Source organism: Prosthecobacter algae (assembly GCF_039542385.1).
Classification (GTDB): domain Bacteria; phylum Verrucomicrobiota; class Verrucomicrobiia; order Verrucomicrobiales; family Verrucomicrobiaceae; genus Prosthecobacter; species Prosthecobacter algae.
In genome coordinates, this window is record NZ_BAABIA010000006.1 from 189,694 (window position 1) to 215,876 (window position 26,183).

Annotated in this window: 20 protein-coding genes; 7 read left to right on the forward strand and 13 right to left on the reverse strand. The window is 60.0% G+C overall.

The annotated features are described in order from the left end of the window. Window positions 1-59 precede the first annotated feature (59 nt). Window positions 60-923, forward strand: coding sequence for an arylamine N-acetyltransferase (locus ABEB25_RS15455; protein WP_345737320.1), 864 nt, complete (start codon window positions 60-62; stop codon window positions 921-923). 59 nt (window positions 924-982) lie between these two features. Here ABEB25_RS15455 and ABEB25_RS15460 read toward each other — a convergent pair whose 3' ends face one another. The 5 genes from ABEB25_RS15460 to ABEB25_RS15480 all read right to left on the reverse strand — a co-directional run bounded on the left by ABEB25_RS15460 (window position 983) and on the right by ABEB25_RS15480 (window position 8,806). Next, window positions 983-3,928 carry a type I restriction endonuclease subunit R gene (locus tag ABEB25_RS15460; protein WP_425572068.1) on the reverse strand — a complete coding sequence of 982 codons (2,946 nt, stop codon included), beginning with the start codon at window positions 3,926-3,928 and terminating at the stop codon, window positions 983-985. A gap of 252 nt (window positions 3,929-4,180) precedes the next feature. Then, on the reverse strand, window positions 4,181-4,597 hold the full coding sequence (locus ABEB25_RS15465) for a GxxExxY protein (protein ID WP_345737322.1): 417 nt from the start codon (window positions 4,595-4,597) through the stop codon (window positions 4,181-4,183). A gap of 445 nt (window positions 4,598-5,042) precedes the next feature. Continuing rightward, the gene (locus tag ABEB25_RS15470; RefSeq protein WP_345737323.1) at window positions 5,043-6,200 is read right to left on the reverse strand and encodes a restriction endonuclease subunit S; all 1,158 of its coding nucleotides are present in this window, start codon (window positions 6,198-6,200) and stop codon (window positions 5,043-5,045) included. After that, complete coding sequence (locus ABEB25_RS15475; RefSeq protein WP_345737324.1) at window positions 6,197-7,234, reverse strand: virulence RhuM family protein; 1,038 nt, start codon at window positions 7,232-7,234, stop codon at window positions 6,197-6,199. The genes ABEB25_RS15470 and ABEB25_RS15475 overlap by 4 nt, the downstream gene beginning before the upstream one ends. A gap of 3 nt (window positions 7,235-7,237) precedes the next feature. Beyond that, window positions 7,238-8,806, reverse strand: a complete 1,569-nt coding sequence (locus tag ABEB25_RS15480; RefSeq protein ID WP_345737325.1) for a type I restriction-modification system subunit M — start codon at window positions 8,804-8,806, stop codon at window positions 7,238-7,240. Between the two features lie 626 nt (window positions 8,807-9,432). On the opposite strand from ABEB25_RS15480, the gene ABEB25_RS15485 reads away from it, so the two are divergent. The 5 genes from ABEB25_RS15485 to ABEB25_RS15505 all read left to right on the forward strand — a co-directional run bounded on the left by ABEB25_RS15485 (window position 9,433) and on the right by ABEB25_RS15505 (window position 12,880). After that, window positions 9,433-10,779: a coproporphyrinogen-III oxidase family protein gene (locus tag ABEB25_RS15485; RefSeq protein WP_345737326.1), complete on the forward strand. Its 1,347-nt coding sequence runs from the start codon at window positions 9,433-9,435 to the stop codon at window positions 10,777-10,779. Then, on the forward strand, window positions 10,763-11,335 hold the full coding sequence (locus ABEB25_RS15490; protein ID WP_345737327.1) for a hypothetical protein: 573 nt from the start codon (window positions 10,763-10,765) through the stop codon (window positions 11,333-11,335). Before ABEB25_RS15485 ends, ABEB25_RS15490 begins: the two co-directional genes overlap by 17 nt. A 69-nt stretch (window positions 11,336-11,404) precedes the next feature. Beyond that, window positions 11,405-12,106, forward strand: coding sequence for a lipoyl protein ligase domain-containing protein (locus tag ABEB25_RS15495; protein ID WP_345737328.1), 702 nt, complete (start codon window positions 11,405-11,407; stop codon window positions 12,104-12,106). Between the two features lie 6 nt (window positions 12,107-12,112). Further along, window positions 12,113-12,469 carry a gamma-glutamylcyclotransferase family protein gene (locus tag ABEB25_RS15500; RefSeq protein WP_345737329.1) on the forward strand — a complete coding sequence of 119 codons (357 nt, stop codon included), beginning with the start codon at window positions 12,113-12,115 and terminating at the stop codon, window positions 12,467-12,469. Between the two features lie 63 nt (window positions 12,470-12,532). After that, window positions 12,533-12,880: a VOC family protein gene (locus ABEB25_RS15505; RefSeq protein ID WP_345737330.1), complete on the forward strand. Its 348-nt coding sequence runs from the start codon at window positions 12,533-12,535 to the stop codon at window positions 12,878-12,880. Between the two features lie 399 nt (window positions 12,881-13,279). Here the strand turns inward: ABEB25_RS15505 and ABEB25_RS15510 are convergent, their stop codons facing one another. The 8 genes from ABEB25_RS15510 to ABEB25_RS15545 form a co-directional block, all read right to left on the reverse strand. Further along, a complete protein-coding gene (locus ABEB25_RS15510; protein ID WP_345737331.1) occupies window positions 13,280-14,731 on the reverse strand; it encodes an efflux transporter outer membrane subunit in 1,452 nt (483 codons plus the stop codon). 31 nt (window positions 14,732-14,762) lie between these two features. Beyond that, window positions 14,763-15,713 (reverse strand): efflux RND transporter periplasmic adaptor subunit, encoded by a 951-nt coding sequence (locus ABEB25_RS15515; RefSeq protein ID WP_345737332.1) that lies wholly within the window; start codon window positions 15,711-15,713, stop codon window positions 14,763-14,765. A 38-nt stretch (window positions 15,714-15,751) separates the two neighbouring features. After that, entirely contained in the window at window positions 15,752-16,456 is a 705-nt protein-coding gene (locus ABEB25_RS15520) for an ABC transporter ATP-binding protein (RefSeq protein ID WP_345737333.1), read from the reverse strand. Between the two features lie 4 nt (window positions 16,457-16,460). Beyond that, entirely contained in the window at window positions 16,461-17,597 is a 1,137-nt protein-coding gene (locus ABEB25_RS15525) for an ABC transporter permease (protein ID WP_345737334.1), read from the reverse strand. Next, window positions 17,594-18,067, reverse strand: coding sequence for a cupin domain-containing protein (locus ABEB25_RS15530; protein ID WP_345737335.1), 474 nt, complete (start codon window positions 18,065-18,067; stop codon window positions 17,594-17,596). Before ABEB25_RS15530 ends, ABEB25_RS15525 begins: the two co-directional genes overlap by 4 nt. Window positions 18,068-18,116: 49 nt before the next feature. Next, window positions 18,117-18,860, reverse strand: coding sequence for a TetR/AcrR family transcriptional regulator (locus tag ABEB25_RS15535; RefSeq protein WP_345737336.1), 744 nt, complete (start codon window positions 18,858-18,860; stop codon window positions 18,117-18,119). Between the two features lie 98 nt (window positions 18,861-18,958). Then, window positions 18,959-23,767 (reverse strand): Kelch repeat-containing protein, encoded by a 4,809-nt coding sequence (locus ABEB25_RS15540; protein ID WP_345737337.1) that lies wholly within the window; start codon window positions 23,765-23,767, stop codon window positions 18,959-18,961. Between the two features lie 39 nt (window positions 23,768-23,806). Beyond that, window positions 23,807-24,832, reverse strand: a complete 1,026-nt coding sequence (locus tag ABEB25_RS15545; RefSeq protein ID WP_345737338.1) for a TIGR02597 family protein — start codon at window positions 24,830-24,832, stop codon at window positions 23,807-23,809. Between the two features lie 316 nt (window positions 24,833-25,148). On the opposite strand from ABEB25_RS15545, the gene ABEB25_RS15550 reads away from it, so the two are divergent. Beyond that, window positions 25,149-26,150, forward strand: a complete 1,002-nt coding sequence (locus tag ABEB25_RS15550) for an AAA family ATPase (RefSeq protein WP_345737339.1) — start codon at window positions 25,149-25,151, stop codon at window positions 26,148-26,150. The last annotated feature ends 33 nt before the right edge of the window (window positions 26,151-26,183 follow it).

A 26,183-nucleotide genomic window follows, 5' to 3' on the forward strand; every position in this document is an offset into this window, starting at 1 on the left:
GCTTAAAACTAGCGAAACATCTGCAACAAAACAGGGAACCACATCATCCACCCCCACTCATGTCCCTCCCAGCCCTGCCTGCAGATCTCCTCCCCCGCATCCTCACCCAGCTCGGCCACCCCGCACCCGCCGCCCCCACGCCCGAGGCCCTCGCCAGCCTCTACGCCGCCTGGTGCCAGAAGGTCCCCTTCGACAACGTCCAAAAGCTCATCCACGTCCGCAGCAGTGCCCCCGGCCCCCTCCCCGGCAGCACGCCCGAGCACTTCTTTGAAAACTGGCTCCTTCACGGCACCGGCGGCACCTGCTGGGCAGGCTCCACCGCCCTCGCCGCCCTCCTCACCGCACTCGGCTTCCAGGTCCGCCGCAGCATCGCCACCATGCTCGCCGCGCCGGATCTCCCGCCCAATCACGGCACCGTCATCGTCAGCTTCGGCCCCGGCTCAGAATACCTTGTGGATACCTCCGTCCTCCACCACCAGCCCCTCCCCCTCCACCCCGGCGGCATCACCGCCATCGTCCACCCCGCCTGGGGCATCCAGGCCACCCGCCAGCAGGACCGCTGGCACCTCCACTGGCGCCCCCTCCACATGACCACCGGCTTCATCTGCCGGTATGAGCCCCTCGGCCCCGACCTCGCCGACTTCCCCCACCGCTACGCCCAGACCCGCGACTGGAGCCCCTTCAACTACCAGGTCAGCGCCCGCATCAACCGCGGCCACGAAGTCATCGGCCTCGCCTTCGGCAACGCCGTCACCCTCCACACCGATGGCCGCATCACCACCCGCCCCGTCACCCACCGCGAGCGCAAGGCCATCCTCATCGACCACATGGGCTACAGCGAAACCATCGCCCGCCTCCTCCCCGAAGACCTCCCCACTCCCCCGCCCCCCGGCTCCCGCAAAGCCGAACTCCACATGGCCTGAGGGCGGTGGGGGCTTGGTCAAAAAGACACCGGGGATTGCAACAACACCGAAAGGTGAAATCAGGCCGCGATCCCGCGAATGAACGTCGCCACATAATCCAGCACTCGGTCAAAAACCCGCTTCTTCGTCGGCCCACGCTCCAGGATCTTCAATGGCTTCACAATGATGTCCGCAATGTCAGGATCCGTCAGCGGCGGTTGCCCGGTATAGACATAGCGGTCGATCACCTTCTTCAGCTTGTCAGCGTCCAGATTCTCCTCCTTCACCAGCTTCTCGAAGGCCTCCACGCGCTCCTTTTCCCAAAAGTCCTCAAAGCATTCCGGGATCTCCGCCGCGCTCTCCACCTTCGGCAGATTCTGCTCGATGAACTTCTCGATGAGTTCCTTCTTGCTGCGCAGTTCCAGGTCACCCGCCACTGTGTCCAGGATCAGCTTCCGCAGCATCGGTGCCTCCTTAGCATCCGCTCCATACAGCCTGGCCAGCAGCGTCAGGATGTACTGCACATTGATGATGTCTTTGTGGATCAGCTCCAGCTCAAAGTCCACGTCTTCCAGGATGCTGGCTTTCTCCTTCGTATTGTCCGTCTTGACCTTGTCATACAGATCTAGGTAGGCACTCCGATAGTCGGCAAAACGTTGCGCAGGCAGCGCCAGATCGTTGTCATCAAATTCCGAAAACGATTCCAGGATATTCCGCAGGCGCATCAGCTCGCGGAAGATTTTCACAAATTGCAGCTCTGCCTCCTCGTCCGGCAGATCCTTCACACTGCGCACCGTGGGCGTCAGCTTCAGCAGGTCCACCACCACCTCGTTAAACCGCTGCACGTAGTCCTCATAAGGCGGCACAAAGATCTCCTCCTTCGCCTTCACATTGGAGAATAGCGCAATCGCCTCATCCGTCCGCGCCTTCAGGTTGCGAAAGACCACAATGTTCCCCTGGCTCTTCACCTCGTTCAGGATGCGGTTCGTGCGGGAGTACGCCTGCACCAGCCCGTGGAAGCGCAGCGTCTTGTCCACATACAGCGTGTTCAGCGTCTTGCTGTCAAAGCCCGTCAGGAACATGTTCACCACCAGCAGCAGGTCCACCTTCCGCTCCTTCACCTTCTTGGCGATGTCCTGGTAGTAGTTGTAAAAGCTCTGCGTGTCCTTGGTCGAGTAGTTCGTGCCAAACATCGCATTGTAGTCGCCGATGAAGCCATCCAGCTTCTCCCGCGTGTGCGGGTTTCCGCCCTCACCGCCGATGATCTCGCCACCCTCGTCCAGGATGCCGTCAGCGTCCTTGTCCTCCTCATTGCTCGTGTAGCTGAAGATCGTCGCCACCTTCAGATTGTGCTGGCCCGCCTTCTTCTTGTCGGCAAACAGCTCGTAGTATTTGATCAGCACCTCCACAGAACTCACGCACATCATCGCTGTGAATTCCTTATTGCGCGTCTTCACCGCATGATGCTCCAGGATGTAATCGGATATCTTCTCCAGCCGCGCCGGGCTCTCCATCAGCTCCTTCGTATCGATCCCCTCCACCTCGATGTCCACCTCCGTCGCCGTGCCCGGCTTCCGCTTGTAGCGGCCCACATACTCCACGGCAAATTTCAGCACGTTCTCGTCCTTGATCGCATCCGTGATCACATAGCTGTGCAGCTTCTCGTGAAAGAGATCCTTCGTCGTGTGCTTCTTCCCGTCCTTCGCCACCGCGTTGTCCGCAAAGATCGGCGTGCCGGTAAAGCCGAACATCTGGTGATTCCGAAAGAAAGCCGTGATGCGCTTGTGCGTATCGCCGAACTGGCTGCGATGACATTCGTCGAAGATGAAGATGATCCGCTCATCCCGCAGCCCCTCCATCGCCGCCAGATACTGCGTCTTGCTGATCGCCGTATTCAGCTTTTGCAGCGTCGTCACGATCAGCTTCGTATTGACCGTGGACTGCCGCTCCAGGGCCGCGTCATCCGTGAACTGTTGCACCAGCTTCTGCGTGTTGTTCGTGCCATCCACGCTGCCTTTGCTGAATCCGTTGAATTCCTTGATCGTCTGGTAGTCCAGATCCTTCCGGTCCACACAAAAGACCACCTTCGCCACGCCCGGCAGTCCGGTGATGATCTGCGCCGCCTTGAAGGAGGTCAGCGTCTTGCCGGATCCCGTCGTGTGCCAGATGTACCCGTTCGCATTCTCCTCCGGCGGATTCTTCACCCGCTCCACGATCCGCTCCGTCGCATAAAATTGATACGGCCTCAGCACCATCAGGATCTTGTCCGTCTCATTCAGCACGATGTACTTGCCGATCATCGCCCCCACATGCTCCCGGTTCAGGAAGGCCGTAGTGAAAGGCTTCAGCTCGCGGATCGTTTTGTTGTCCTCCGCCGCCCAGTAAAAAGTCTGCTTGAAGCTTTGCTTGCGCGCATTCGCGTAGTACTTCGTGTTCACCCCGTTGGAGATCACAAAGAGCTGCACAAAGTGAAACAGCCCATGCGCACTCCAGTAGCTGTGCTTTTGGTACCGCTGGATCTGGTTAAACGCCTCCTTCATCTCCAGCCCGCGCCGCTTCAGTTCCATCTGTACCAGCGGCAGCCCGTTCACCAGGATCGTCACATCATAGCGGTTCTTGTACTTCCCCTCATCCATCGCCACCTGCCGAGTCACCTGATACAGATTCCGCAGCGGATTCCCCGAATCAAAGAACTCCAGGTAAACCGTCGTCCCATCCTCCCGGTCCAGCTTCATCCGGTCCCGCAGCGTCTTCGCTTTTTCAAACACCCCCGCCCTGCGGTTCAGATGATTCAGCACTTTCGTAAATTCCCCCGCCGTCAGCGTCAGGCCATTGAAGACCTCCAGTTGCGCCTTCAGGTTCCCCAGCATTGAGGCCTCATCCGTCACCGCCACCGGCGCATATCCCTGCCCGATGAGCTGCGCCACCAGTTCGTTTTCAAGAACTAGCTCGGATTGAACCACAGACAACACAGAGGGCACTGAGCCCTGAGGTTTTGGATTGGCTAGTTCCTTATCTGTGCTCATCCGTGAAATCTGTGGTTAAAAGGGCTATCAGGGAAGACTTGAGCCACAGATAACACAGAGTCCACAGAGCACTGAGATTTTGGATTGGCTAGTTCCTTATCTGTGCTCATCCGTGAAATCTGTGGTTAAAACGGCTATCAGAGAAGATTTGAACCACAGATAACACAGAGTCCACAGATGTCTGCGCCATGACTTTCAGGTTTTCCTCATCTGTGTTCATCCGTGATATCTGTGGTTAAACTTCTGTGTTCATCAGTTCGACACCCGCTTGATGCCGAGCTTCGCGTATTTGAAATTGAGGAGCAAGGCTGTCTTGAGCCCAGTGATGTTCAGGTAGCCCAGCATTTGCGCGATGTGGCTGTCGTTGAAGGCGGTCACCACCTTGGTGTCCACGATCAACCGCCCTTCCACGATCAGGTCCGGGACCAATGTGCCGATGAGCTGCCCGTCATAAAAAACATCGTGCTGCTTCTGGGCATCGCAAGATACCCCCAGCTTCCTCAACTCGATCACCAAGGCCCGCTCATACAGCTTCTCATCCAGTCCCGGGCGCAGTGCATTCAGCACCTTTATCGCCGCGCCAATGACAGCCTGCGTGAGGTCCGCATTCGGGGGCTGAACCACCGAGAGTTTGGAATGGAGATTCTCGTGACTTCTATCGGTGTTCATGGATGGAATCTGGAGTTAAAAGCGGTGATGGAGGAACCACAGAGGTCACAGAGACCACGAATTGTTTTGCAGCGCTGTCTTTCTGAATTCCCATCCGTGTTCATCCGTGAAATCTGTGTTTATAAAAGTGGGACGCGGAAACCACGGATGACACAGAGACCAAAGATATCTTGCAGTCCTGCCTTTTGAATTCCCATCCGTGTTCATCCGTGAAATCTGGGGTTATAAAAGTGAGACGCGGAAACCACCGATGTCACAGAGACCACAGATATCTTGCAGTCCTGCCTTTTGAATTCCCATCCGTGTTCATCCGTGAAATCTGGGGTTATAAAAGTGAGACGCGGAAACCACCGATGTCACAGAGACCACAGATGTCTTGCAGTCCTGCCTTTTGATTTCCCATCCGTGTTCATCCGTGAAATCTGTGGTTAAAATCTCCGTGCCCTCACACAAACATCTGCTGCAGCAGCCCCTTCTTCCAGGTTTGATTGTGGGTGATCTGAGCCGCCACACTTTCAATCTTCCGGTCCAGGGCGGTGAGGAAATTGGCGATTTTGGTCTGTTCCTCAAGATGTGGTATAGAAACAGGGATGCTTTCTATAGTGGTTTTCGAAAGACTTGGCACCCCAGAAGCTTCATTGTAAGCTTGCCAATTAATCCTCTGAAATATTGCGTAGACGAAGCGGGGAAGAACGTTCTTGAATGAATGAGTGTAAAACAGTGTATCAACTGTCCAGAAGGCTCCTCTCACCAATCGTGGCTTGTCTATGGTACCCTTTCTACCAATACAAACACTCTCACCTTTGTATAGAAAATTATTCACAAAGGCCATAACTCCTCCTGAACCATAGACTGGTATATTCCCTTTATCGAGATGTTTGTAGTCACGCCCGCTGCCAATTGTCAAAACCTCTCCCAGCGTTTTCTCCTCCCAATCCGGAAACTCATTTCCATCGTCATCTTTGAAGCGGAGGGCTTGGGTGAAGAGCTGTTGCATCACACCCTTCTTGTAGTCCTCCAGCAGGGCTTTCTTCCGGCTCAGTTGCGCAATCCGCCCATCCACCACCGTCAGGAAATCCGCAATCTTTTGCTGCTCGAGAAGGGTGGGCGCGAGCGGAAGAGACACTTTTCTTAACGACTCCAGAGATATCTCACGAAACGTGCTGCCCTTCGCACAGGCATCAATATCACGGGCAACGTTTTCAGTCTGGAGCGTTTGAGCGACTAACCTATTGTCATGGTTTTTGACCGCGATTCGAGCGGTACCCTGTGTGAGATTGGCGACGGCAATAGATGACGGCACGATCTGGCTAACCCCAATGTTACCACGCAGCGAGAAGACAATATCGCCAGGTTCAACCTCGGACCGACGATATTTTCGCGCAATTTCAGACGACGTCCGTTGCAGTGAGTCTATATCGAGAGGTTTATTCAGGTCTTGGCTCTTAATGTATGGCATACCTCCGGGGACGTGTTCTCCAGCTTGAACAATACCATAAGAAATTTTCTTCGATGCTATTGCCTCTAGCTCAATTCTGTTCCACGCCCCATCAAACCCCGGAAACCTCAACTCCGGCACGCTCTTGATTTTTTCCGACTTCACTGCGCACCTCCTTCCTGCCGAAGCCCTGCCACTTCCTGGTCAAAATCACTCACAAAAAGTTGGTCCTGCACGATGCGGAACTTCTCGAATTCAGATTCCGCATGCTGTTTGGCGAGTTCGGCGGTGACGCGACCCGCGTCTGCCAGAATAGCGCGGTCGGTAAACTCCAGGAAAGCATCCAGCCGTTTGGCCCAGTCCTCCATGGTCATGGGCATCTTCCGGCGGGCGCGGTCTTCAGCCAGTTCCAGATAAGCATTGACGATGCGGCCCAGGGATTCCAGCTCCTCTTTGGCAAGGTAGTTTTTGGCAACGACGACATCGGACTTCAGAACCTTTCCCGCCGGGGAGTTTTCCCAGTTCGTGAGGCCCATATGCGGCCTCTGGCTGTCGGCTCGCTCCACGATCAATTCCGCCGCCGTGTGGCCATGGATGGCGAAGTGGAGCTTATTCTGCACCTTGGCGAAGAAATCCCGCGTGGTGGGGGCGTCCTTGTTGTAATCCACCGCCGTGGCATAAACATCGGTGATCTTTTGGTAGAACCGCCGCTCGCTGAGGCGGATCTCGCGGATCTCCTCCAAAAGATGCTCGAAGTAGTCCTCCCCCAGGAAGGTTCCATTCTCCATGCGTTTCCGGTCCAGAACATAACCCCGGATGGCAAAATCCCGCAAAACCTGGGTGGCCCATTGGCGGAACTGGGTGGCGCGCACGGAATTCACCCGGTAGCCAACCGAGATGATGGCATCCAGATTGTAGAAATCCACTTGGCGCGCGACCTCCCGGCTGCCCTCCCTTTGAACTGTTCGGAATTTCCGAATAGTTGCCTCCCGGGTGATTTCTCCTTGTTCGTAGATGGTGGACAAATGCTCACTGATGGTGGGCACCGTGACATCAAAGAGCTGGGCCATCAGCTTCTGGGTCAGCCAGACCGTTTCGCTCTCATACCGGGCCTCAATGCTCTGATCCCCGCTCTGGGCGGTAAAGGTCAGAAACTCGGCGGTGCTGTTGCGAATGAGCTTTTTCTTTGGATCACTCATGGCTCAAAAGGGTGCCTTGATTCCCAGCTCCGCACAAAAGCCTGCGATGGCTTTTTCAGTCTCGCCCATTTCTTTTTCCAGGGCCACCAGCTTCCCGGCCACTTCATCCAGATCCACCTTCGCCTCTTCATCAAAGGTGTCCACGTAGCGCGGGATGTTCAGGTTGTAGTCATTGCCTGCGACCTCGCTGCGCTGCGCCACCTGGCTGAATTTTTCCAGGCTTTCCCGCTTCCGGTAGGTGCTGACGATCCGCTCGATGTGTGCAGGCCGGAGGTAATTTTGATTCCCGTCTTTTTCAAACCCCTGGCTGGCATCCATGAACAGGATGTCGTCCGGATTTTCCCGCTGCTTCTTCAGCACCAAAATGCAGGTAGGGATGCCAGTGCCGTAGAAGATATTGGCAGGCAGGCCGATGACGGCGTCCAGGTAGTTGCAATCCTCAATGAGATACTTGCGAATGTGCCCCTCCGCCCCGCCCCGGAAGAGCACCCCATGCGGCAGCACGCAGGCCATGGTGGCCCCGCTGTCCAGATGATGCACCATATGCTGCACAAAGGCGAAGTCCGCCTTGCTCGAGGGTGCAAGCCTGCCATAGGCACTGAAGCGATCATCATTCTCATGAATGGCGCTGGCGGACCATTGGGCCGAGAAAGGAGGATTCGCCACGATAGCCTCAAAGCGCAGGTCGGCATGCTCTGGGGCCGGATGCTCCAGGGTGTCCTCATTCTTCAGGTCGAACCGCTGATAATGGACCCCGTGCAGAATCATGTTCATGCGCGCCAGGTTATACGTCGTGGGGTTCATCTCCTGCCCGTAGAAGTGGCCTACGTCCTCCACCTCCTTCGCCACACGCAGCAGCAGGGAGCCGGAGCCGCAGGTGGGGTCATAGACGCTTTTGAGCTTCGTCTTCCCGGTGGTGACGATCTTCGCCAGAATGGTGCTGACCTCCTGCGGGGTATAGAACTCCCCCGCTTTCTTCCCCGCCCCGCTGGCGAATTGGCCGATGAGGTATTCATAAGCATCCCCCAGCACATCCGCCTCGGTATCCGCCAGCCGGAAATCAATCTTGTCCAGGTAGCTCAGCACTTTGGAGATCAGTTCGTTCTTCTGGCTCTCTGTTTTCCCCAGCTTTGACGAGCCCAGGTCCAGATCCTCAAATAGCCCTTCGAAGTCGTCCTCGCTGTCATGCCCCATCGTGCTGGCCTCAATGTGCTTCAGAATGGCCGTGAGGTCTTCCAGGATGAAATTGTCCGTCTTCCGCGCCCCTTTTTCAGCGATTTTATGGAAGAGTTCCGAGGGTTTCAGGAAGTAGCCCAGCCGCTCCACCGATTCCTGCTGAATAGCTGCCAGAATCTCTGTCCCCTCAGCCGTGGTCTCATCAAGATCATCAAACGAAAGACCGTCATTCTTCAAAATCTCGTCCGCAAAAAGGTGCATTCGCTCAGACAGGTATTTGTAGAAAATGAAGCCCAGGATGTAGTCGCGGAACTCATCCGCCCCCATCTTTCCGCGCAGGGTATTGGCGATGTTCCAGAGCTGGCTTTGAAGGGTCTTTTTGTGGTCTTCGGACATTTAAAAAGGAGAGAAGGTAACGTGACTTTCTTTATGTAAGGCTCGGCATCTCACCCTGGCAAGCAAGATGCAGGCAGAATGCAGGAACTCCTGCTTTCCCCACCCTCGCAGACCCTTGCATCAGCGCCAAAATGGGCGATATTAGACAGGATTCTCCGGCAGCGAAAAAGGGTGTGGAGGAGACCCGGAAATACTGGAGGCTTTCCCATGACTTCGTCTGGCATCTTTTCCCTCACACGGCGCGGGCTTTCAGCCTCGAGTCCAGGGCGGCGGCACAGGCCCGAAACGCTGCCGCGACAGGCAGCAGCCCTCCCCGCGAATCCCCAGGGACTTCCCATTTTCCCCACGGCGTCCCCCAATGGGGAAAATCATCCCCATCCTAAAACATTGGTTTCCAAAGCCTTAACTCAAAAAATCCCCAAATGGGGAAAAATTCGATTCCTTCCCCATCCCCATCGGCCACAGCGTCCCACGTCCCGCAGTGGCCCCTGGCGGGCGGATCTTTCTCGACAGGCAAGCAATAAATCGGCAGACCAGACGTCCTACCTTCGTGAGGAGACTGGTCTCCGGCACGTTTAACGCTTAGAAGTGAACGACATCCTGCGTTCCCTGTTCATACTTTCATCATGTCCACCACCCTGGAATCCCCCCCGCACACCGCCGAGAAAAAGGTCGAACAGACCGAAGCGGGCAATTACTTCGTCAGCAATTACCCGCCCTTCTCCTTCTGGAAGCCGGATCAGGTGCCCGTGATTGAGAACGTGCTGGCCAAACCCGCCCCCGCAGACATTCCCCTGGGCGTCTATTTCCACATCCCCTTCTGCCGCAAGCGCTGCCATTTCTGCTACTTCAAAGTCTATACCGACAAGAACGCCTCCGAGATCAAGGCCTACATCGATGCCGGGATGCGCGAGATGGAGCGCTTCGCCAAGCAGCCCTACATCAATGGCCGCAAAGCCCACTTCGTTTACTTCGGCGGTGGTACCCCCAGCTACCTCAGCATCCCACAGCTCACGGATCTGACCAACCGCATGAAGGACCTCGTCAGTTGGGATGGCGCAGCGGAAGTCGCTTTTGAAGCCGAGCCCGGCACCCTCAACGAAAAAAAGCTCACCGGCATCCGTGAAGTGGGCGTCACCCGCCTCAGCCTCGGCGTGGAAAACTTCGACGACCACATCCTGGAAACCAACGGCCGCGCCCACCGCAGCGGCGAGATCGAGAAGGCCTACCGCTTTGCCCGCACCCTCGGCTTCGAGCACATCAACATCGACCTCATCGCCGGGATGATGAACGAGACCTGGGAGAACTGGAAGGACACCGTGGCCAAAGGCATCGCCCTCGGGCCAGATGCCGTCACCATCTACCAGATGGAGGTACCCTACAACACCACCATGTACAAGCAGATGAAGGAGGAGGGCAAGGTGACCGCCCCTGTGGCCGACTGGCAGACCAAGCGCGACTGGGTGAGCTACGCCTTTGATGAATTCGTCAAAAATGGTTATACCGTCACCAGCGCCTACACCGTGGTGAAGGACCCTCAGCGCATCAAGTTCGTCTATCGCGATGCCCTCTGGGAAGGCGCGGACCTCCTGAGCTGCGGCGTGGCCTCCTTTGGCCATCTGGGCGGCGTGCATTACCAGAACCAGGCCGAAGTGGGCCCCTACATGCAGGCCGTGGATGCCGGGCAGCTCCCCATCTTCCGCGCCTATGAGACCACCCATGAGGAGCGCTTCGTGCGAGAGTTCATTCTAAAGTTGAAGTTAGGCCACAGCGAATTCGCCTATTACCAAAACAAGTTCGGCCAGGACCCTCTGGCCTTCTTTGCCCCCCAGCTCAACTACCTGCAAAACGAGGGCTTTGCCAAACTCACCGACAAGGACATCACGCTGACTCGCGACGGCCTGCTGCAAGTGGACCGTCTGTTGCACGAATTCTTCCTGCCCCAGCACCGCCAGTATGCCCGCTACACTTGATGCCGCCCCGCGCACCGATGCCGTCCGTGAGGATGATCTGGCCCCGCTGGTGTTCTTCTATGGCATCGGCAGCGCCCGTCCGCGTGTGACCTTTGTACAGCCCGACGAACTGCCGGAGCATGAGCGCTGGCTGCTGGTCCATGACATCGACATGACCCCGCGCCTGCGCGACGGCCACGGCTGCGACATTGACCTCGACGTGCATGCCAAGGCCCGCATCGGCAACTACCTCGTGCGCGCCAGCGTGCTGAACCGCCGCAGCGATGGCAAGCCCGTGGAGTTTGGTGCCATCGGCATCCATCTGGACCTGCTGCCCGAAGAGGCCCAGGCCCTCGTCATCGAAGGCCGCGTCCCTTTCGGCGCCATCCTGGAACGTTACCAAGTCCCCCACAGCAGCCACCCGCGCGGCTTCTTCCGCATCGCCGTCGATGCCCGCCTCGCCGAACTGCTGGGCGCCACCAGCGGCCAGATCCTCTTTGGCCGCTGCAACGAACTCCGCCACGGCAGCGGCCGCGTGCTGGCAGATGTGGTTGAGGTCCTGCCCCGGGGGATGTGATGTGGCCCCATTCGTCCCAACTTCTAACGACAGCAGTTGCATCCCCAGCCTGTAGCCTCAATGTCAGGAGTGTCCTTTGGAGAACCTTTTTTTGACCGACTCATCCTGCATCTCGACGGTACCCATGCAGGGCCGATGAACATGGCGGTGGACCAGGCGTGGCTGGAGCACAGCACGATTCCGGTGCTGCGCATTTATACTTGGGACCAGCCGACGGTTACCCTGGGCTATGCGCAGAGTTTGCCCAAGCTGCAGGATGCCCTGCCCGGCTGGCCCGTGGTGCGCCGCTGGACGGGCGGCGGCGTGGTGCTGCATCAGGAAGACTACACCTACTCTGTCATCGTGCCGCCGGCGGATCCTTGGTCGGAAACGACGGCCCTGGAAAGCTACCGGCGCATTCATGGCTCCCTGGCAGAGGCCCTGAGTCACAATGGTCATCCGGGTTGCCGGCTGGCCTTGCAGGAGGATGTCATCGAGGCCCCCTTCTGCTTTGTGGCTCCGGCGGTGCATGATGTCATCCGGGGACCGGTGAAGGTGGCGGGCGCAGGACAACGGCGGGGCAAGCTGGGGCTGCTGCATCAGGGCAGTGTGCAGCAGGTCATCCTGAAGCCCGAATTCTGGACTCAATGGGCCACCCGGCTGGCCAAGGAAGTGCTCACCGTGGACACCGCCCCCGAGCCCGTCCTGGCCCGTGCGACCGAACTGGAACAAAAGCGTTACGCCCTGACCGAATGGCTGGCCGAGCGCGATGACCACCTGCCCAGAGTCTGACCCTCCATGGAAACCCGGCTTCTCTTTCTCTACGGCACGCTGAAGCGCGGCGGGTCTAACCATGTTTACATGCGTGGGCAGAGGTTTGTGGCGGAAGCCAGCACCGCCGCGCATTACCGGCTCCATGACATGGGCGGTTATCCAGGGATGGTCAGCGCCGAGGATGGACTGAGCATCACGGGCGAGATCTGGGAAGTGGATGCCGAAGGGCTGGCGCGGCTGGATGAACTGGAAGATATCGAAGGGGGCGAATATGCGCGGGAGGTGATCCCGCTGCTGCCGCCTCATGAGGGGCTGCGAGTCGAAGGTTACCGCTACCTACGATCCGTTCAGGGTCGTCCGGATCTCGGCAGGATGTGGTAACTCGTCACCTCTGAGTCGTGGCACGATTGTAGTGGCATCGGTGAGAGGGTGAGGCTATCGGCGATGATGCTAGTTGAACGATTCAAATACACCATCTGGGCGGCAGACATGGCGCGGGCACTGAAGTTTTACACCGGCGTCTTTGGGGCCAAGGTCATCAAACAGAACGACTATGTAAGCGAGGTGGAGATCTGCCAGGGCATCCTGGCCATCCATGGCGGTGGCGAAGGTGAACGCACGTGGACGGGGCTGACCTTTCAGGTGCCGGATGTGGTGGCAGGGGCGGCGGAAATCGTGGCTGCCGGAGGATCGCTGACGCGGGAACCTCAGCCCGAAGGGGATGAACCTCCGCATCTGGCGATGTGCGCCGACCCGGAAGGCAATGAGATCATGCTGAGCCGAAAGCGGTAGGAGGGTGGCCGTGGACGGAGTTTAAAAGCCGCGCTCCTCTCGGGGACTGGGGCGAACGCTGGTCGAGGGGATGGGTGAACCTTTTGATACAGGATTCACAGGATTGCAGGATTTACACGATGGGCTGCAAGGGGCCAGGGCAAATTGATGCCCAGGCAGGTTCATTTGATGCTTTTTGTTAGGCGAGCGAGCGAGAGCGCCAGAGGACTAGCGCAGTCCAGGACGCTTCGCGGCGGTGTGGCTGCGCCCGCCAGGGCGTGGGGTTTGGGGGCTGCGGAGCGGGGGAAATAGGACCTAGATGCCGTCTAGGTCCTATGTCTGGGCAGCTAGGAGACTGGTGAGCTTTCGAGAGCGCCAGAGGACTGGCGCAGTCCAGGACGCTTCGCGGCTGCTGGGGGGTTATTTGCTGCTGCCCTTCCAGCCGCCGCCTAGGGCGCGGAGGAGCTGGACGGTGGAGGTGAGGCGCTGGCCGTCGAGCTGGGCGAGGGTGAGGCGGGTGGTGAGAACCACGCGGTCGGCATCCACGACTTCGAAGTAGCTGGCGAGACCTTTGTCGTAACGCAGACGGGAGAGGCGGCTGGTATCTTGAGCGGAGGCCACGGCGGCGGCGACGGCGGTGCGCTGTTTCTGGAAGGCTCTCAGGTCCAGCATAGCGTCTTCGACTTCGCGAAGGGAGGTGAGGATGGTCTGGCGATAGGTGGCCAGGCTTTCGTCATAACGAGCCTGGGCGGCACGCAGGTTGCCACGGAGGCGGCCACCCTGGAAGATGGGCACGGTGAGCTGTGGCCCGATGCTGGCAGTGCGGCTTTTCCATTCGAAGAAGTCTTCAGCCCCGACGGACTCCAGGCCACCGGAACCAGTGAGGCTGAAGACAGGATAGAAGTTGGCCTTGGCCACGCCGATGTCGGCATTGGCGGCACGCAGGGTCTGCTCGGCCGAGCGGATGTCTGGGCGGCGCTGGAGCAGGGTGCTGGGCATGCCGGCAGGGACGCGGGGAGGTGCAGGCAGGCGACGGTTTTTCGACAGGCCAAAATCGGAAGGCGCATCGCCACAGAGAACGGCGAGGGAGTTTTCCACCGCACCGCGCTGGCGCTCGATGGCGGCGAAGTCGTTCTTGGCGAGTTCGAGTTCCGTGCGCGCACGGGCGACGTCCATCTCGTTGGCGAGGCCGCCTTCAAAGCGGGACTGCTGCAGCTTGCGGGCCTCTTCGCGTAGGGAGATGGTTTCGCGCAGGATCTGCTCCTGATTGTCCAGGGAGGCGGCAAGGAAGTAGCTGCGGGCGACTTCGGCGGCGATGACGAGGCGCTGGGCGGCCAGGGTATCCACCGAGGCGTCTTCACGGGCCTTGGCCCCTTCGACACTGCGTCGCACGCGGCCCCAGAGGTCCACCTCATAGTTCAGGCCCAGAGCCGTACGGTGGCGGTCACGCTCAAGGTTAGGCAAGCCAGCACCGGAAGGGAGGTTGGCCCCGATGCTGTTGGCGGAGGAGTGTTCGTAGGTGGCGTTGTTCTGAAGATTGAGCTGGGGGAACCAATCGGCGCGCTGGATGCCGGTGAGGGCACGGGCAGCATCCACACGGGCGAGGCCGGCACGGAGGTCGAGGTTATTGGCGAGGGCGCGCTCCACCAGGCCATTGAGGGAGCTGTCGCGAAAGAGGGTCCACCACTGGTCCGGGACGGGGAGATCAGAGACATCGGCCCGCTGCTTCCAGCGTTTGGAGACCTTGGCCTCGGGAGACTGATAGTCCGGGCCGACGACGCAGGAACTGACGAGACAGACGGTGCCCAGAGCGAGGGCGACGGTGCGGCGAGGACGGAGTGAGGCGATCTGGGAAGAGGGGCGGGAAAACATGGGGAGGTAGTTAGAGATCGTCGCGGGCGATTTATTCGTTCATTTTTTTGCGGCTCGCATCCACAATAAAGACATCCATCTGCTGACCCACGAACAGAGCGGCAGACGCAGGTTTCTGCAAACGGTAGATGACCTGAAGTACGCGTGTGTCCACTCTTTCGGTCGCATCCCCCGTAAGAGATTTCTTGGGGATGACGAGGGGTTCGAAGCGGACGAACTCGAGATCGGCCTTGAGTTCCGGGTTGCCACGCACGTGAGCGATGGCGGCGGCCTGGGACTGGATGCGCCAGGCTTCATGCTCATCGACATCCGCCCGGAGGTGCAGGGGCGAGGTCTGGCCGAGGGTCATCCAGGGGGTGCTGGCGGGGGAGGCGGAGATGAACTCCCCTGCCCTGACCTTGAGCTGGAGGACGGTGGCATCCAGCGGGGCGGCGACGGTGCTGCGCTGAATTTCCGTACGGGTGACTTCCACCCGAGCCTGGGCCAGCCTCACCGCAGCCTGTGAGGCCTCGCGGCGAGCGCTGACGGTGGCGAGGGAGGTTTCGCGCTGGGTGCGCTCCTCCGCCGAGATGGCGCGGGCATCGTCCAGCTTTTCGGCGTAGTCGAGATTGCGCCGGGCCTGCATGCGTTCGGCCTCGGCCACGGCGAGCTGGGCCTGGGCTTCGGCAAGCTGGGCCTGAGCGACGGCGAGTTCGGCCTCGAGGTCGCGCGTGTCCAGCTTCAGCAGGGGCTGGCCTAGGCGGACTTCATCGCCGAGTTTGACGAAGACTTTCTCCACCACGCCGCTGCGGTGGGTGCCGACGGAGATGGTCTCGCTGCTGGGCTCCACCAGGCCGGTGGCGGCGATGGTGTGGGCAAAGGAGGTGCGTGGCGGCATGACGGGCGGCTCGGTGGCCTCTCGCCGGGGCTGGCTGCTGAGGACGGAGGTGACGGCCCAGGCAAAGCAGCCGAGGGCGACCAGGGGAAGAACGGGGATTTTCATGGGAGGCGAGGTTTGAAAAGGAGCGGATAGAAAGAGGCTCAACGACGGGACTCGGACCGGACGACGACGCCGTCATCCATGTGGGCGATGGTGTGGGCGTAGTGGTAAACGCGGTTATCATGAGTGACGACGATGACGGCGCGCTGGGGTGCGAGGGCGGCGGTGGCGAGGAGCTCCATGACGGACTCGCCCGTCTTATGATCGAGCGCAGCAGTCGGCTCATCGCAGATGATGAGGCGGGGTTCATGGACGAGGGCACGGGCGAGGGCCACGCGCTGCTGCTGGCCGCCGGAGAGGACCCTGGGCATGGCGGAGGCTTTGTTACCGAGGCCCAGGCGATCCAGCAAGTCGGTGGCCTTTTTCACGGCGAGGCTGCGTTTCATGCCATCGGCGATGAGGGGGACGGCGGCATTTTCGGCGGCGGTCAGCGAGGGCAGCAGATTGTATTGCTGGAAGACGAAGCCGAGGTTTCGGCGACGAAAAAGGATGCGTTCCTGCGCCTTCATTTCGGCATGGCGGGAGTCGAGCACTTGCAGGTCGCCGTCGCTAGGATCCAGCAGACCAGCGATGACGGAGATGAGGGTGGTCTTGCCGCAGCCGCTGGGGCCGACGAGGAAGGTCATCTCGCCGAGGCGAGCGTGAAAATCCACGCCACGGAGGACTTCGACACGGGCATCGCCCTCACCGAAGTGCTTGCGCAGGCCCTGGCACTGGACGGCCTGGGGAGAAGAGGGAGCATTCATAAAATTAACGGAAGACGGAGGCGGGCTCGAGAACGAGCACTTTGCGGACGCTGAGGAAGCTGACGGCGGCGACAACAACAGCCATGAGGACGCCCACCCCGGCCACGGCTTGCCACATGAGAACAATGCCCCGGGTGGCGAGATTGGAGGCAGTGGCCTCGAAGAACGCCGCCGCCATGCCGGTGCCGATGGCGTAACCGATGGCCCCGGCCACGAGGGCCTGAAGAAGCACCATGGTGACGAGACGGCCATTGGTGACGCCGATGGCCTTGAGCGCGCCGAATTGGCGAAGATTTTCCACCGTGAACATGTAGAAAGTCTGCCCGCTGACGGCCAGCCCAACAATGAGTGCAACAGCGATGGTGATGCCGAAATTGACCGGGATGCCGGTGTTCTTCATGTAATAGACGACGCAGTCCCAGGCGAACTCGGCGGTGGTGCGGGCCTTGAGACCGGTCTCGCGCTCGATCTGACGGGCGAGGGCTTCCGGACTCATTCCAGGCCGGGCACGAGCGAGGACAAAGCTGAGCTGGTTACGCTCGCGGCCCTGGAAGTTGATGGCCTCGCTGTAGCGGGCATGGATCACGGGAAAGCTGACGAAGGGGGCGCTGCAATCTGAGATGCCGACGAGGGTGACCTTGTGGTCATTGAGCTCCAGCACGCGGCCGAGTTCCATCGGCTCGCCGGGAAAGAGGAGGGCGTAACCGGCGCGGTCCATGATGATGCTGTTGGCTTCGCGCAGGCTTTCCCAGCGGCCGAGGAGCATCTGGCGGGGAGCGCCGACGAGCGTGCTGTCATCCACGCCGAGGGTGAAGGTGGAGGCAAACTTTCCCGCGAGAGTGCGGGCGGTGGGGTTGCCTTTGAAAAGACGCACGGCGTAGTCCACCCCGGAGACGCTGCGCACGCGGGTGAGGTCGGTTTCCTTGAGCGGTTTGGTCTGCTCGAAATACTCCGTGTAACGGTCCATGACCCAGACGTCGGCATCGGTGACATCGAGGATCTGGCTGCCGGTGCGCTTCATGATGCCGCAAAAGATGCTGACCTGGTTTTGCAGGAGGAAGGTGGAAAAGGCGAAGGCGAAGATGAGGCCGAAGTACTTCGCGCGATCCGACATGAGCATGCGCAGGGCGATGAAGTTCATGGTGCGACCTCCTGAGGACGGCGGTTCCAATGCGGGCGGCCCGCGCCGATGCCATCCTGCGTGGCCTGGGTGGCGAGGCCCCCGGCGGGTGCCTGGATGCAGAGGAAGTGCAGAGGTTCATCCCCCGTATTCCGCCAGCAGCGGATGCCCTGCGGGGCCACACGCACGCAGGAACCGGGACCGACGGCGAAGACGGCATCCCCCACCATGAATTGGCCGCTGCCGGAGAGGAAGATGTAGAGCTCTTCATTGAGCCGGTGGCTGTGGCAGAAGGGCATGCCCTGCCCTGGGGCCATGACATTGGCCGAGACCTCCATGCCAGTGAGTCCAAGAAGCTCCTTCAGGAAGAGCTTTCCCGAAACGCCGCCGAACTCCTGCTGGGAGAGAGTATCGAGACTGCCCCAGTTCAGGTGCTGGAAGCAGAGGCCGGAATCGGATAAGCGTGGAGAGGCAGTGGAGAGGGCGCTCATGAATAAAGGTCGTTTATTGACTAATGGTCATTTTAAGGGCAAAAAAAAGTCAGGTGTCCGGGTACAGCCAGGAGGTGGCATTGGGGAAGACTTCCTGAACGATGCGGCGGTCGGTCGCGGCGTAGTCGTGCTCGTGGAGGAGAGGCTTCCAGCCGAGGCCGTCGCAGACGATGTCCTGATTGAACCGGACGGAAAGCATGGGGCTGGTGATGCCGGCCTGGACCCTGAGCTGGGGCTCCTGGCCCATGAGGTGGCTGCCGACGGTGACGGAGACGAGGGCGAAGGTGGCCTGCTCCGGCGTGAAGTGGGTGCGGGGCATTTCACCGAGGGCCATGGCCTCGACAATGATGTGATTGAGCACGCGCCAGCAGCGGGCGCCCTGGAAGGCATGGGCCTGGCGGCGGGCCTCGCTGGCCTTTTCCCAGAAGGAAGCGGACTTCAGCATCATCTCGACATGGAAGTATTCTGGACAACTGACGGCGAACTCGCAGCAGGCAAAGCCGATGACCCGGCAGCGTTCGCGGGTGAGGCCTTTGAAGTTGGAAGACTTTTCAAACAGATCGGCACGCTGGCGGAGGGAGGCGGTGGCGACGGCGAGGACGAGATCTTCCTTGGACGTGAAGTGCTGGTAGAGGGTGCCTTTGGAATACTCGACCGCCTCGGCAAGCTGCTCCATGTTCCAGGCCTGGAAGCCTTTCTCGAGGAGGAGGCGGCGGGCGTTGGTGAGGATCAACTCCTCACGCGCCTGGAACTCGCGTTCCTTGCGGGTAGGGGTGGACAAGATCCCAGACATGGGCGGAGTATTCAATATTTTGACCAACGGTCAAATACTTTCCAAAAAACATCCGGTCATGGTGACCGGATGTTTTCGAAGCGGGGGATAGATGGCGTTCAGCGCGGCCCGCCGATCTGGGCCTGGCCACTGAGCTGAGGCGCGGTCTTCACCGTCTGACCGGGCTCCGGAGGCTGGGCCAGGAGGAAGAAACCAGCGCTCTGGAATCGACCGTCCGAGCGGCGGACGAAGGTGCCCTGATAGGTGGCGGTGCGGACGAGGGTCTTCACCGGGTTTGGAACGGTAAAGGTGCCGGAGTAGTGGCCCACGGGATTGGCAATGAGCTTGAAGGTGACGCTGTTCGGATTGCCGGTCAGGGTCTTATCAACAATGACTGTCTGGACGACACCGGTGGTCTTCAGGTTGCGGATGCTGAAGGTGAAGGACTCGATCCCGGCCTGCAAGGAGCCGCCTTCTCTGAGGGAGAGGACTGCATTGTTGTTATCCTGATTTCTGAGGCCACCAATGACACCACCGCTGGCGGGAGGCTGCCATTTGCCACCGAAGAGGGTGAGTTCGATCTCATCAAACCCGGCGCGGTAGGCGAGTTCCTTGGACTTGGCATCGGCGGCCACCTTCTTCCAGAAGAGGGAACCATTGAAGCCGTTGCTGTCGAAGTCTGTGCCAGCAGGAGTGATGGCGGTGAAGCCCGCGAGGTAACCCTGGGTGAGGGTGAAGGCGGAGTAGAATGGCACATCGCCCTCCGGCCCGACGATGGAGGAGAAGGTGAACTTGCCACCATCGGCGGTGCGACCAACAAACGCCACAGTGCCTGCAGTGGTAACGGTGGCGGCACCAAAGCCGTTGCCCTGCGGGATATCGAGAATACCGACGAGATCTTCAGGAATGTCCAAACCGAAGGTGTAGCTGCCTGCGTAGCTGGTGGCTGCCAGATCGGAGCTACCGACCTTGGGCTTGGCGACCCAGGGGTTGCGGTAGCCTTCGATTCCGGTGCTGCCTCCGTTGAAGGGATCATCCAGGCGGCCTTCCATCGCCTGGGAGACGGGCTCGTCTGCATCGCCACTGAGGACGAACTGGACGGTGAGATTTGGCAGGCCCTTGCGGACAAAGCTGACGGTGGCCTGGCCTTCGGCTGCGGTGGCATCGCCAGTGATGAAGAGTTGGCCCTTCCCGGTAAGGGTGGTGGTGCCGAGGATGAGCTTGGCGGTGTAGGCGCCCTTGGTGGTGACGGCGACATCAAAACGGCCACCGAGCGGCGCGCCGGCCGATTCATCTGGGCTGACCAGACCGACGTAGTTACCAGCGAGGAAGGCGGGCAGCGCGACGACTTCTTCAAAGATGCTCACGCGAATGATGCCAGTGGTGAGCGGGGCGCTGCCGTCTTTCGAAATGACACAGGTGTAATCCCCGGAATCGAGGGCTGTGGCGTTCGGGATGGTGAGGGTATCAGTGGTCTGGCCGATGGGGTCTCCCTCTTTCAACCAGGCAAAGGTAAGGCCGGTGCCTTGATTCAGCACCTTGACGCTGACAGTGGTGCCTTCAGCCTGGACGATGCTGCGGGCGGAGGTATCCACGACGGCGAGGTCGAAATTGGCGATGAGCGTGTCGATGCTGTTGCGCACATCCACACCGTAGGTGCCTGCATCGGTGAGCTTCACGCTGGCGAAGGTGTAGGTGGGGAGGGTGGCCTTGGCGATGTTGGTCGCGCCTTTGCGCCACTGGTAGGCCAGGACGGGAGTGCCGGTGGCAGTGCCATTAAAGACCACCCTGCTGCCGAGACGGGCGAGCTGGGAACCGGGGGCCTGAACAAAGACAGGCGGGCCGTCGTTGTCCTGAATGGTGAGGGTGTGGACGTCGTCATCACCGGTGGTGACGCTGACGACGGAGGGAGTGCCCAGGGTGAGGATGACGGTTTCATCGGCATCCAGCGTGAGGTCGTCGCGGATGGCGACATTGACCGTGGCGCGGCTCTGGCCGATGAAGAAGCTGACGGAACCGGAGGCCGGGGTGGTGACAAAATCTCCGGTGGCCCCTTCAGATGCTGTGCCGCTGACGGTGAACGGAAGTGTGAATGCCTCCGTCGCAGGAGAGGTGAGAACGACCTCAACCGCCACGGTGCCTTCGGATTCCTGGTAAGAGCTTTCGGTTTCGTCAAAATTGGCAATGATGGCCGGGGCGGTGCCGAGGGTGGTGAAGATGCGGACGAGGCTCTGACCGGAACCGAGGATGTTTTCGGCCTCGACGATGACGGCGTAGCGGGAGCCGAGATCGAGATCGGTCAGTTCTTCAACCACGGTGACGGGGGTGCTGCCGCTGCCGATGATACCGAGATCGATCTCTGTTTCATCTTCGCTGCCGGTGAGCTTGATGAGCTTGAGGACGGCAGAGGTGGAGTTGCCGTTGGGATTGATCTTCACGGTGACGGTGGCGGAGTCTTCCGTGATGCTGGCGATGGACTGAAGCTCGACGATGGGGAACTCGGGGATGTCGAGCACCCAGACGTCGTTGTTGCTGTTGGCCCCGTTGGTGCCAGCGAAGATCATGAGATTGCCCTCGGCATCCGTAAAGGCGGAGGAGCCACGGCGTGCGCCGGGGGTGGAGGAGGGCGATGGCACGCCAAGCTGGCCGTAAGAAGCGAGGCCATTGAGGGCGGAGGAGCCTTTCAACCAAGTCCACTGGTACTCTTCGGTATCAAAGACCCAGACATCATTGAAATGACCGCTGCCCTGGCCGCCAAAGAGGAGGAGGGAACCATCGGAAGCGAGCCAGGAGGTGGCACCGGCGCGGGCCCCTGGGACGGTATTCAAGGCGTGGTCGCCGAGGGTGCCGTAAACGCCGACGGCATTGACAGCCTGGGAGCCGGAGATCCAGGTCCATTCATTGGAGATGAAGTCGAACTGCCAGAGGTCGTTCAGGTTGCCCAGCTTGGTGGCATTGCCACGGCCATTGCCGCCGAAGAGCCAAAGGTTACCGCTATTGCCCACCCAGGCGGCTGCGCCGGAGCGGCCACCGGGAACATTGCTGCTGGAAGGCTGGCCGAGAGCGCCATAGACGCCGATGGCATCGAGGCCGTTGCTGCCGCTGAGCCAGGTCCACTGGCCGAGAGCGATATCAAAGGCCCAGAGGTCATTGAGGAGGCCCACCTTGACGCCGGTGGCGGGAAGACCGCGACCGCCGAAAAGGAAGAGACGGCCCGAGGCATCCTTCCAGGAGACGGCATTGGTGCGTGCGCCGGGGGCATTGAGAGCATTGGGCTGGCCGAGGCTGCCGTAGGTGCCAGTGGCATTGGCGGTGCTGGCTCCGCCGACCCAGGTCCACTCATTTTCAGTCAGGTCATATTTCCAGAGATCATTGAGGAGACCCTTGGTGGCATTGGTGCCGCCGAAGACCCAGAGGACGCCATCATTGTCCTGCCACATGAGGGCACCGCTGCGGGCTGGCGGGACATTGGTTTCAGAAGCTTCGCCTTTGTTGCCGTAGCTGCCCGGGGCATTGACGTCTTTTCCGCCGCTGATCCAGGTCCACTCGCCGCTGGCGGAATCATAACTCCAGAGGTCGTTGAGGACGCCGGTCTTGGTGCCTTCGCCATAACCCAGACCGCCGAAGTGATAGGAGATGCCGCCGGAACTGCTGACGCTGGCAGCCTCGGTTCGGGCACCGGGCTTGTTGGCAGGGGCAGCTTCACCCACTGTGCCGTAGATACCGCGCTGCTTGGGGAGGTTGTCACCATCCACCCAGACCCAGGAGGGGATGTCCTGCTGGATCACGATCTGCACTGTGGCGGCGGCCGAATCGGCATTGCCGTCATTGACCTTGAAGGTGAAGGAATCGGTGCCGACGAAGCCCGGGCTGGGACGATAGGTAAAGCGGCCATCTGAGAAAAGAATGACGCTTCCGGAAACGGGCGAAGCCACCAGAGAGAAAGCGAGCGAATCATCGTTGCCATCGGTGCCTTCAAGCACTCCGGCAATGATATCGCCTGCGCGGCCGTAGATCTCCGTCGGGATGGCGACAGGGGCCTCATTTGGCGGTGGCTCGCTGATCGTGATGTTAATCGTGGCCGGAGCGGAGGTTTCGGGGCCGTCATCGGCCACGAAAGTGAAGCTGTCAGCCCCGAGCTGACCGACATTGGCGGTGTAGGTGTAGTTGCCGTTAGCCTGGACCTCGACGACGCCCTTGGTCGGATCAGTGACCTTGGCAAAGGTCAGCACGTCGTTATTGGCATCGGAGGCGGTGAGGACGCCATTTTTCGGCACGCCAGAGAAAGCGGCGAGCACGCCATCGTTAGCGATGGGGGCCACGTTTGAGGACGTGGTGGTCAAGATCATCTGGTACATCGCCAAAGGGCCGCTGCCCTGACCATAGTCGTGGGAACCTGGGCCGACCGAGCCGGAAAGGATGGCGGAGACACCGACAGGATTGATGGCCACTTCCAGGACGGAGGGCGGCAGGGTCTCCGAATCGACCGGAAAGAGCGTGTTCAGACGGATGAGCAGGTACTCCGTGGCATTGGTGCGGCTGGCACCTTTGTAGCCCCAGAAATAGATGGGGCTGCCACCGTATCCAGGGCGGACGGAGTTCCGGGTATCGAAATTCAGTTGCGCCTCAAAAGCTCCGGCCTCGCCGAGGCTGTCGAGGGCAAAGTCTGCGCCGAAAGGCTGGAAAGCGGCATTGAGGCCAGCGATGTCCCCGGCGGTGGCTTTGTTGGCGACTTCGATTTCTGAGAGGCCATTCATTCTCCCGACCACGCCACGGCCCGCCGTGCCCGCGATGCGGACGCCAGCCAGATCGGCAATGCCATGGTTGCCATTGCCTGCCGGGTTGTAGTTGGAAACCGTCAGCGAGGCACCCTGGCTGCTACCGATGAGCACAAGGCAACTGCCGAGGAGAGAGAAGAGTTTCTTCATAATCAAAGGAAAATCAAAAGGAGGGAGAGCGGAACCAGATCAGAAATTGCCCTGGTTCACCTGGATCTGGGTGGGTGCGCCACGGCGGAAGATGATGTAGGCACCGTCTGGAAGGGCCACGCCGGACTGGTCTGCAGAGCCTGCGCCAATGCGACGCCAGCCTGCGCCAGTGAGGCCGCCGCTGGAGTAGTAATACTGGGAGTAGCCCTGGCCATTCCAGATCAGCACGAGATCTGACTGAGTGGAAGCGATGCCGGAGGCGAGGCCCGTCTGCAGGCCGGAATTGCCCAGGGTGCGGCCTTCGGTGGAAGGGGTATCGCCTGCGGCATTCACGGGGCAGAGATTGGCGACCAGATTATTGCCGGTCTGGAGATTGACCATGGTTTTGCCGGGCTTGATCTGGCCGACGATGACGACGGATTTAGCCGAGCGAGCGCGGATGGCGATGCCGCCGCTGAATTCGAGAGGGACATTGGCTTGATCTGCCGCGCCCTGGCCGACCTGACGCCAGCCGACGCCATTGGAACCGCCCGTGGAATAGTAATATTCATCAAAGCCGGTGCCATTAGGAAGCTGGATGAGGTCTGCCGTGGCAGGATTTTCGCTGCCGGTGAGCAGGGCGGAATTGGTGGCACCGAAGACATCGGCGAGGGTCCAGAGCTTCCACACTTTGATGGTGGCGCCATCGGCCACACCTGCGGGGACGGCATCGGCGAGGACGATTTCATTGCCCGTGGCGACCGTATCCACGATGGCGCTGGTGAAACCGAGGCCGGTGCCTGCGCTGACGATCTCGACGGTGTGAGAAGGCAGGGAGCCGGGGTTGAACTGATTATCCGTGAGGGCCACCTGAGGAGCCCCCTGAACGAGGATGCGGGTGCGGTCGCCTGAGACATTGACGACAGCCTGCAACTCCATGGAAGGCAGGAGGGCAAAGCCGATGAAGTTGGTACCGGCCTGGAGATTCAGCGTCAGGAAGCCCATGACAGGCGTGGTGACGAGGGTCTGTGCGAGGGCCGCAGAGGCAATGAGGCAGGTGGCTGCAAGGCAAAAAAGTCGTTTCATGGTCATCAGCAAAGTTGAGAGAAAGGAGAACGCCAGAATATCCAATGTGCTAGTCTATGACATTGCCTGACAGAAGTTGAGAATATTTTTCAGAAAAAACTGGAACATAACCACCCGTTCTCACAGGGCTATCACCCTGAAATCGGACATCTGTTACAGAATTACCCTCAAATTTACTTCTTTTTCGGAACTTTTCCGTCAGGTAATGGGGTGGGGAGGAAGGCCAGACGGAGAGACATCCTGCAAGACTCGGAAAGAAAGGCTGCTATGGATTCGTGTCTCCACGTTGCCTTTTCCGCCCTCAGCTCACCCTCCCATGTCCGATACCGCTGCCGCCGCCGCCTTTGTCTCAGGTTATCAAAAACTCAAAAAAGCGCTCAGTCGGCGCATCGTCGGGCAGGAGGCGGTGATTGAGCAGGTGTTCATCGCCATCGCCGCCGGGGGGCACAGCCTGCTGGAAGGTGCGCCAGGTCTGGCCAAGACGCTGCTGGTGAAGTCCCTGGCGGATGCCATGCACCTGGGCTTCCGCCGTATTCAGTTCACCCCGGACCTGATGCCGGCGGACATTACGGGCACGGAGATCATCCAGGAAGATTCGGAGACCGGGCGGCGGAAGCTGGTGTTCCAGCGCGGCCCCATTTTCTCCCAGATCATCCTGGCGGATGAAATCAACCGAACCCCGCCGAAGACGCAGGCGGCCCTGCTGGAGGCGATGCAGGAAAAAAGCGTGACGGTGGGCCAGGAGACCTACATTTTGCCCAAACCCTTCTTTGTGCTGGCCACGCAGAACCCCATCGAGCAGGAAGGCACCTATCCCCTGCCCGAGGCGCAGAAGGACCGATTCCTGTTCCTGATCAAGGTGGACTACCCGAGCCGTGAGGAGGAACGCGAAGTCATCGCCCGGACCACGGGCGGGGTGCAGGAAGAGATCGAGGCGGTGATCACTGCCGAAGAATTGCAGGCGGCGCAGGCCCTGGCGCGGCAGGTGCCGGTGCCGGACCATGTGACGGACTTTGTGCTGGATCTGGTGCGTGCCACCCGGCCCAACGAGCCCGATGCCCTGCCCTATGTCAAAGAAATGGTGGGCTGGGGGGCGGGACCACGCGCCAGCCAGATGCTGGTGCTCGCAGGCAAAGTGCGCGCCCTGCTGCAAGGCCGCACGCACGTGACCACGGATGACATCGAAGCCCTGGCCCTGCCCGCCCTGCGTCACCGCATCGTGCCCACCTTCCATGCGGAGGCTGAAGGGGTGACGGTGGACATGATCGTGAAGGAGCTGATCCACAAGATCAAGAAGCCGGGAGCGAAGGTGCTGTGAAGGTGCCACCCCTGCGAGCAAATGAAGGCAAGT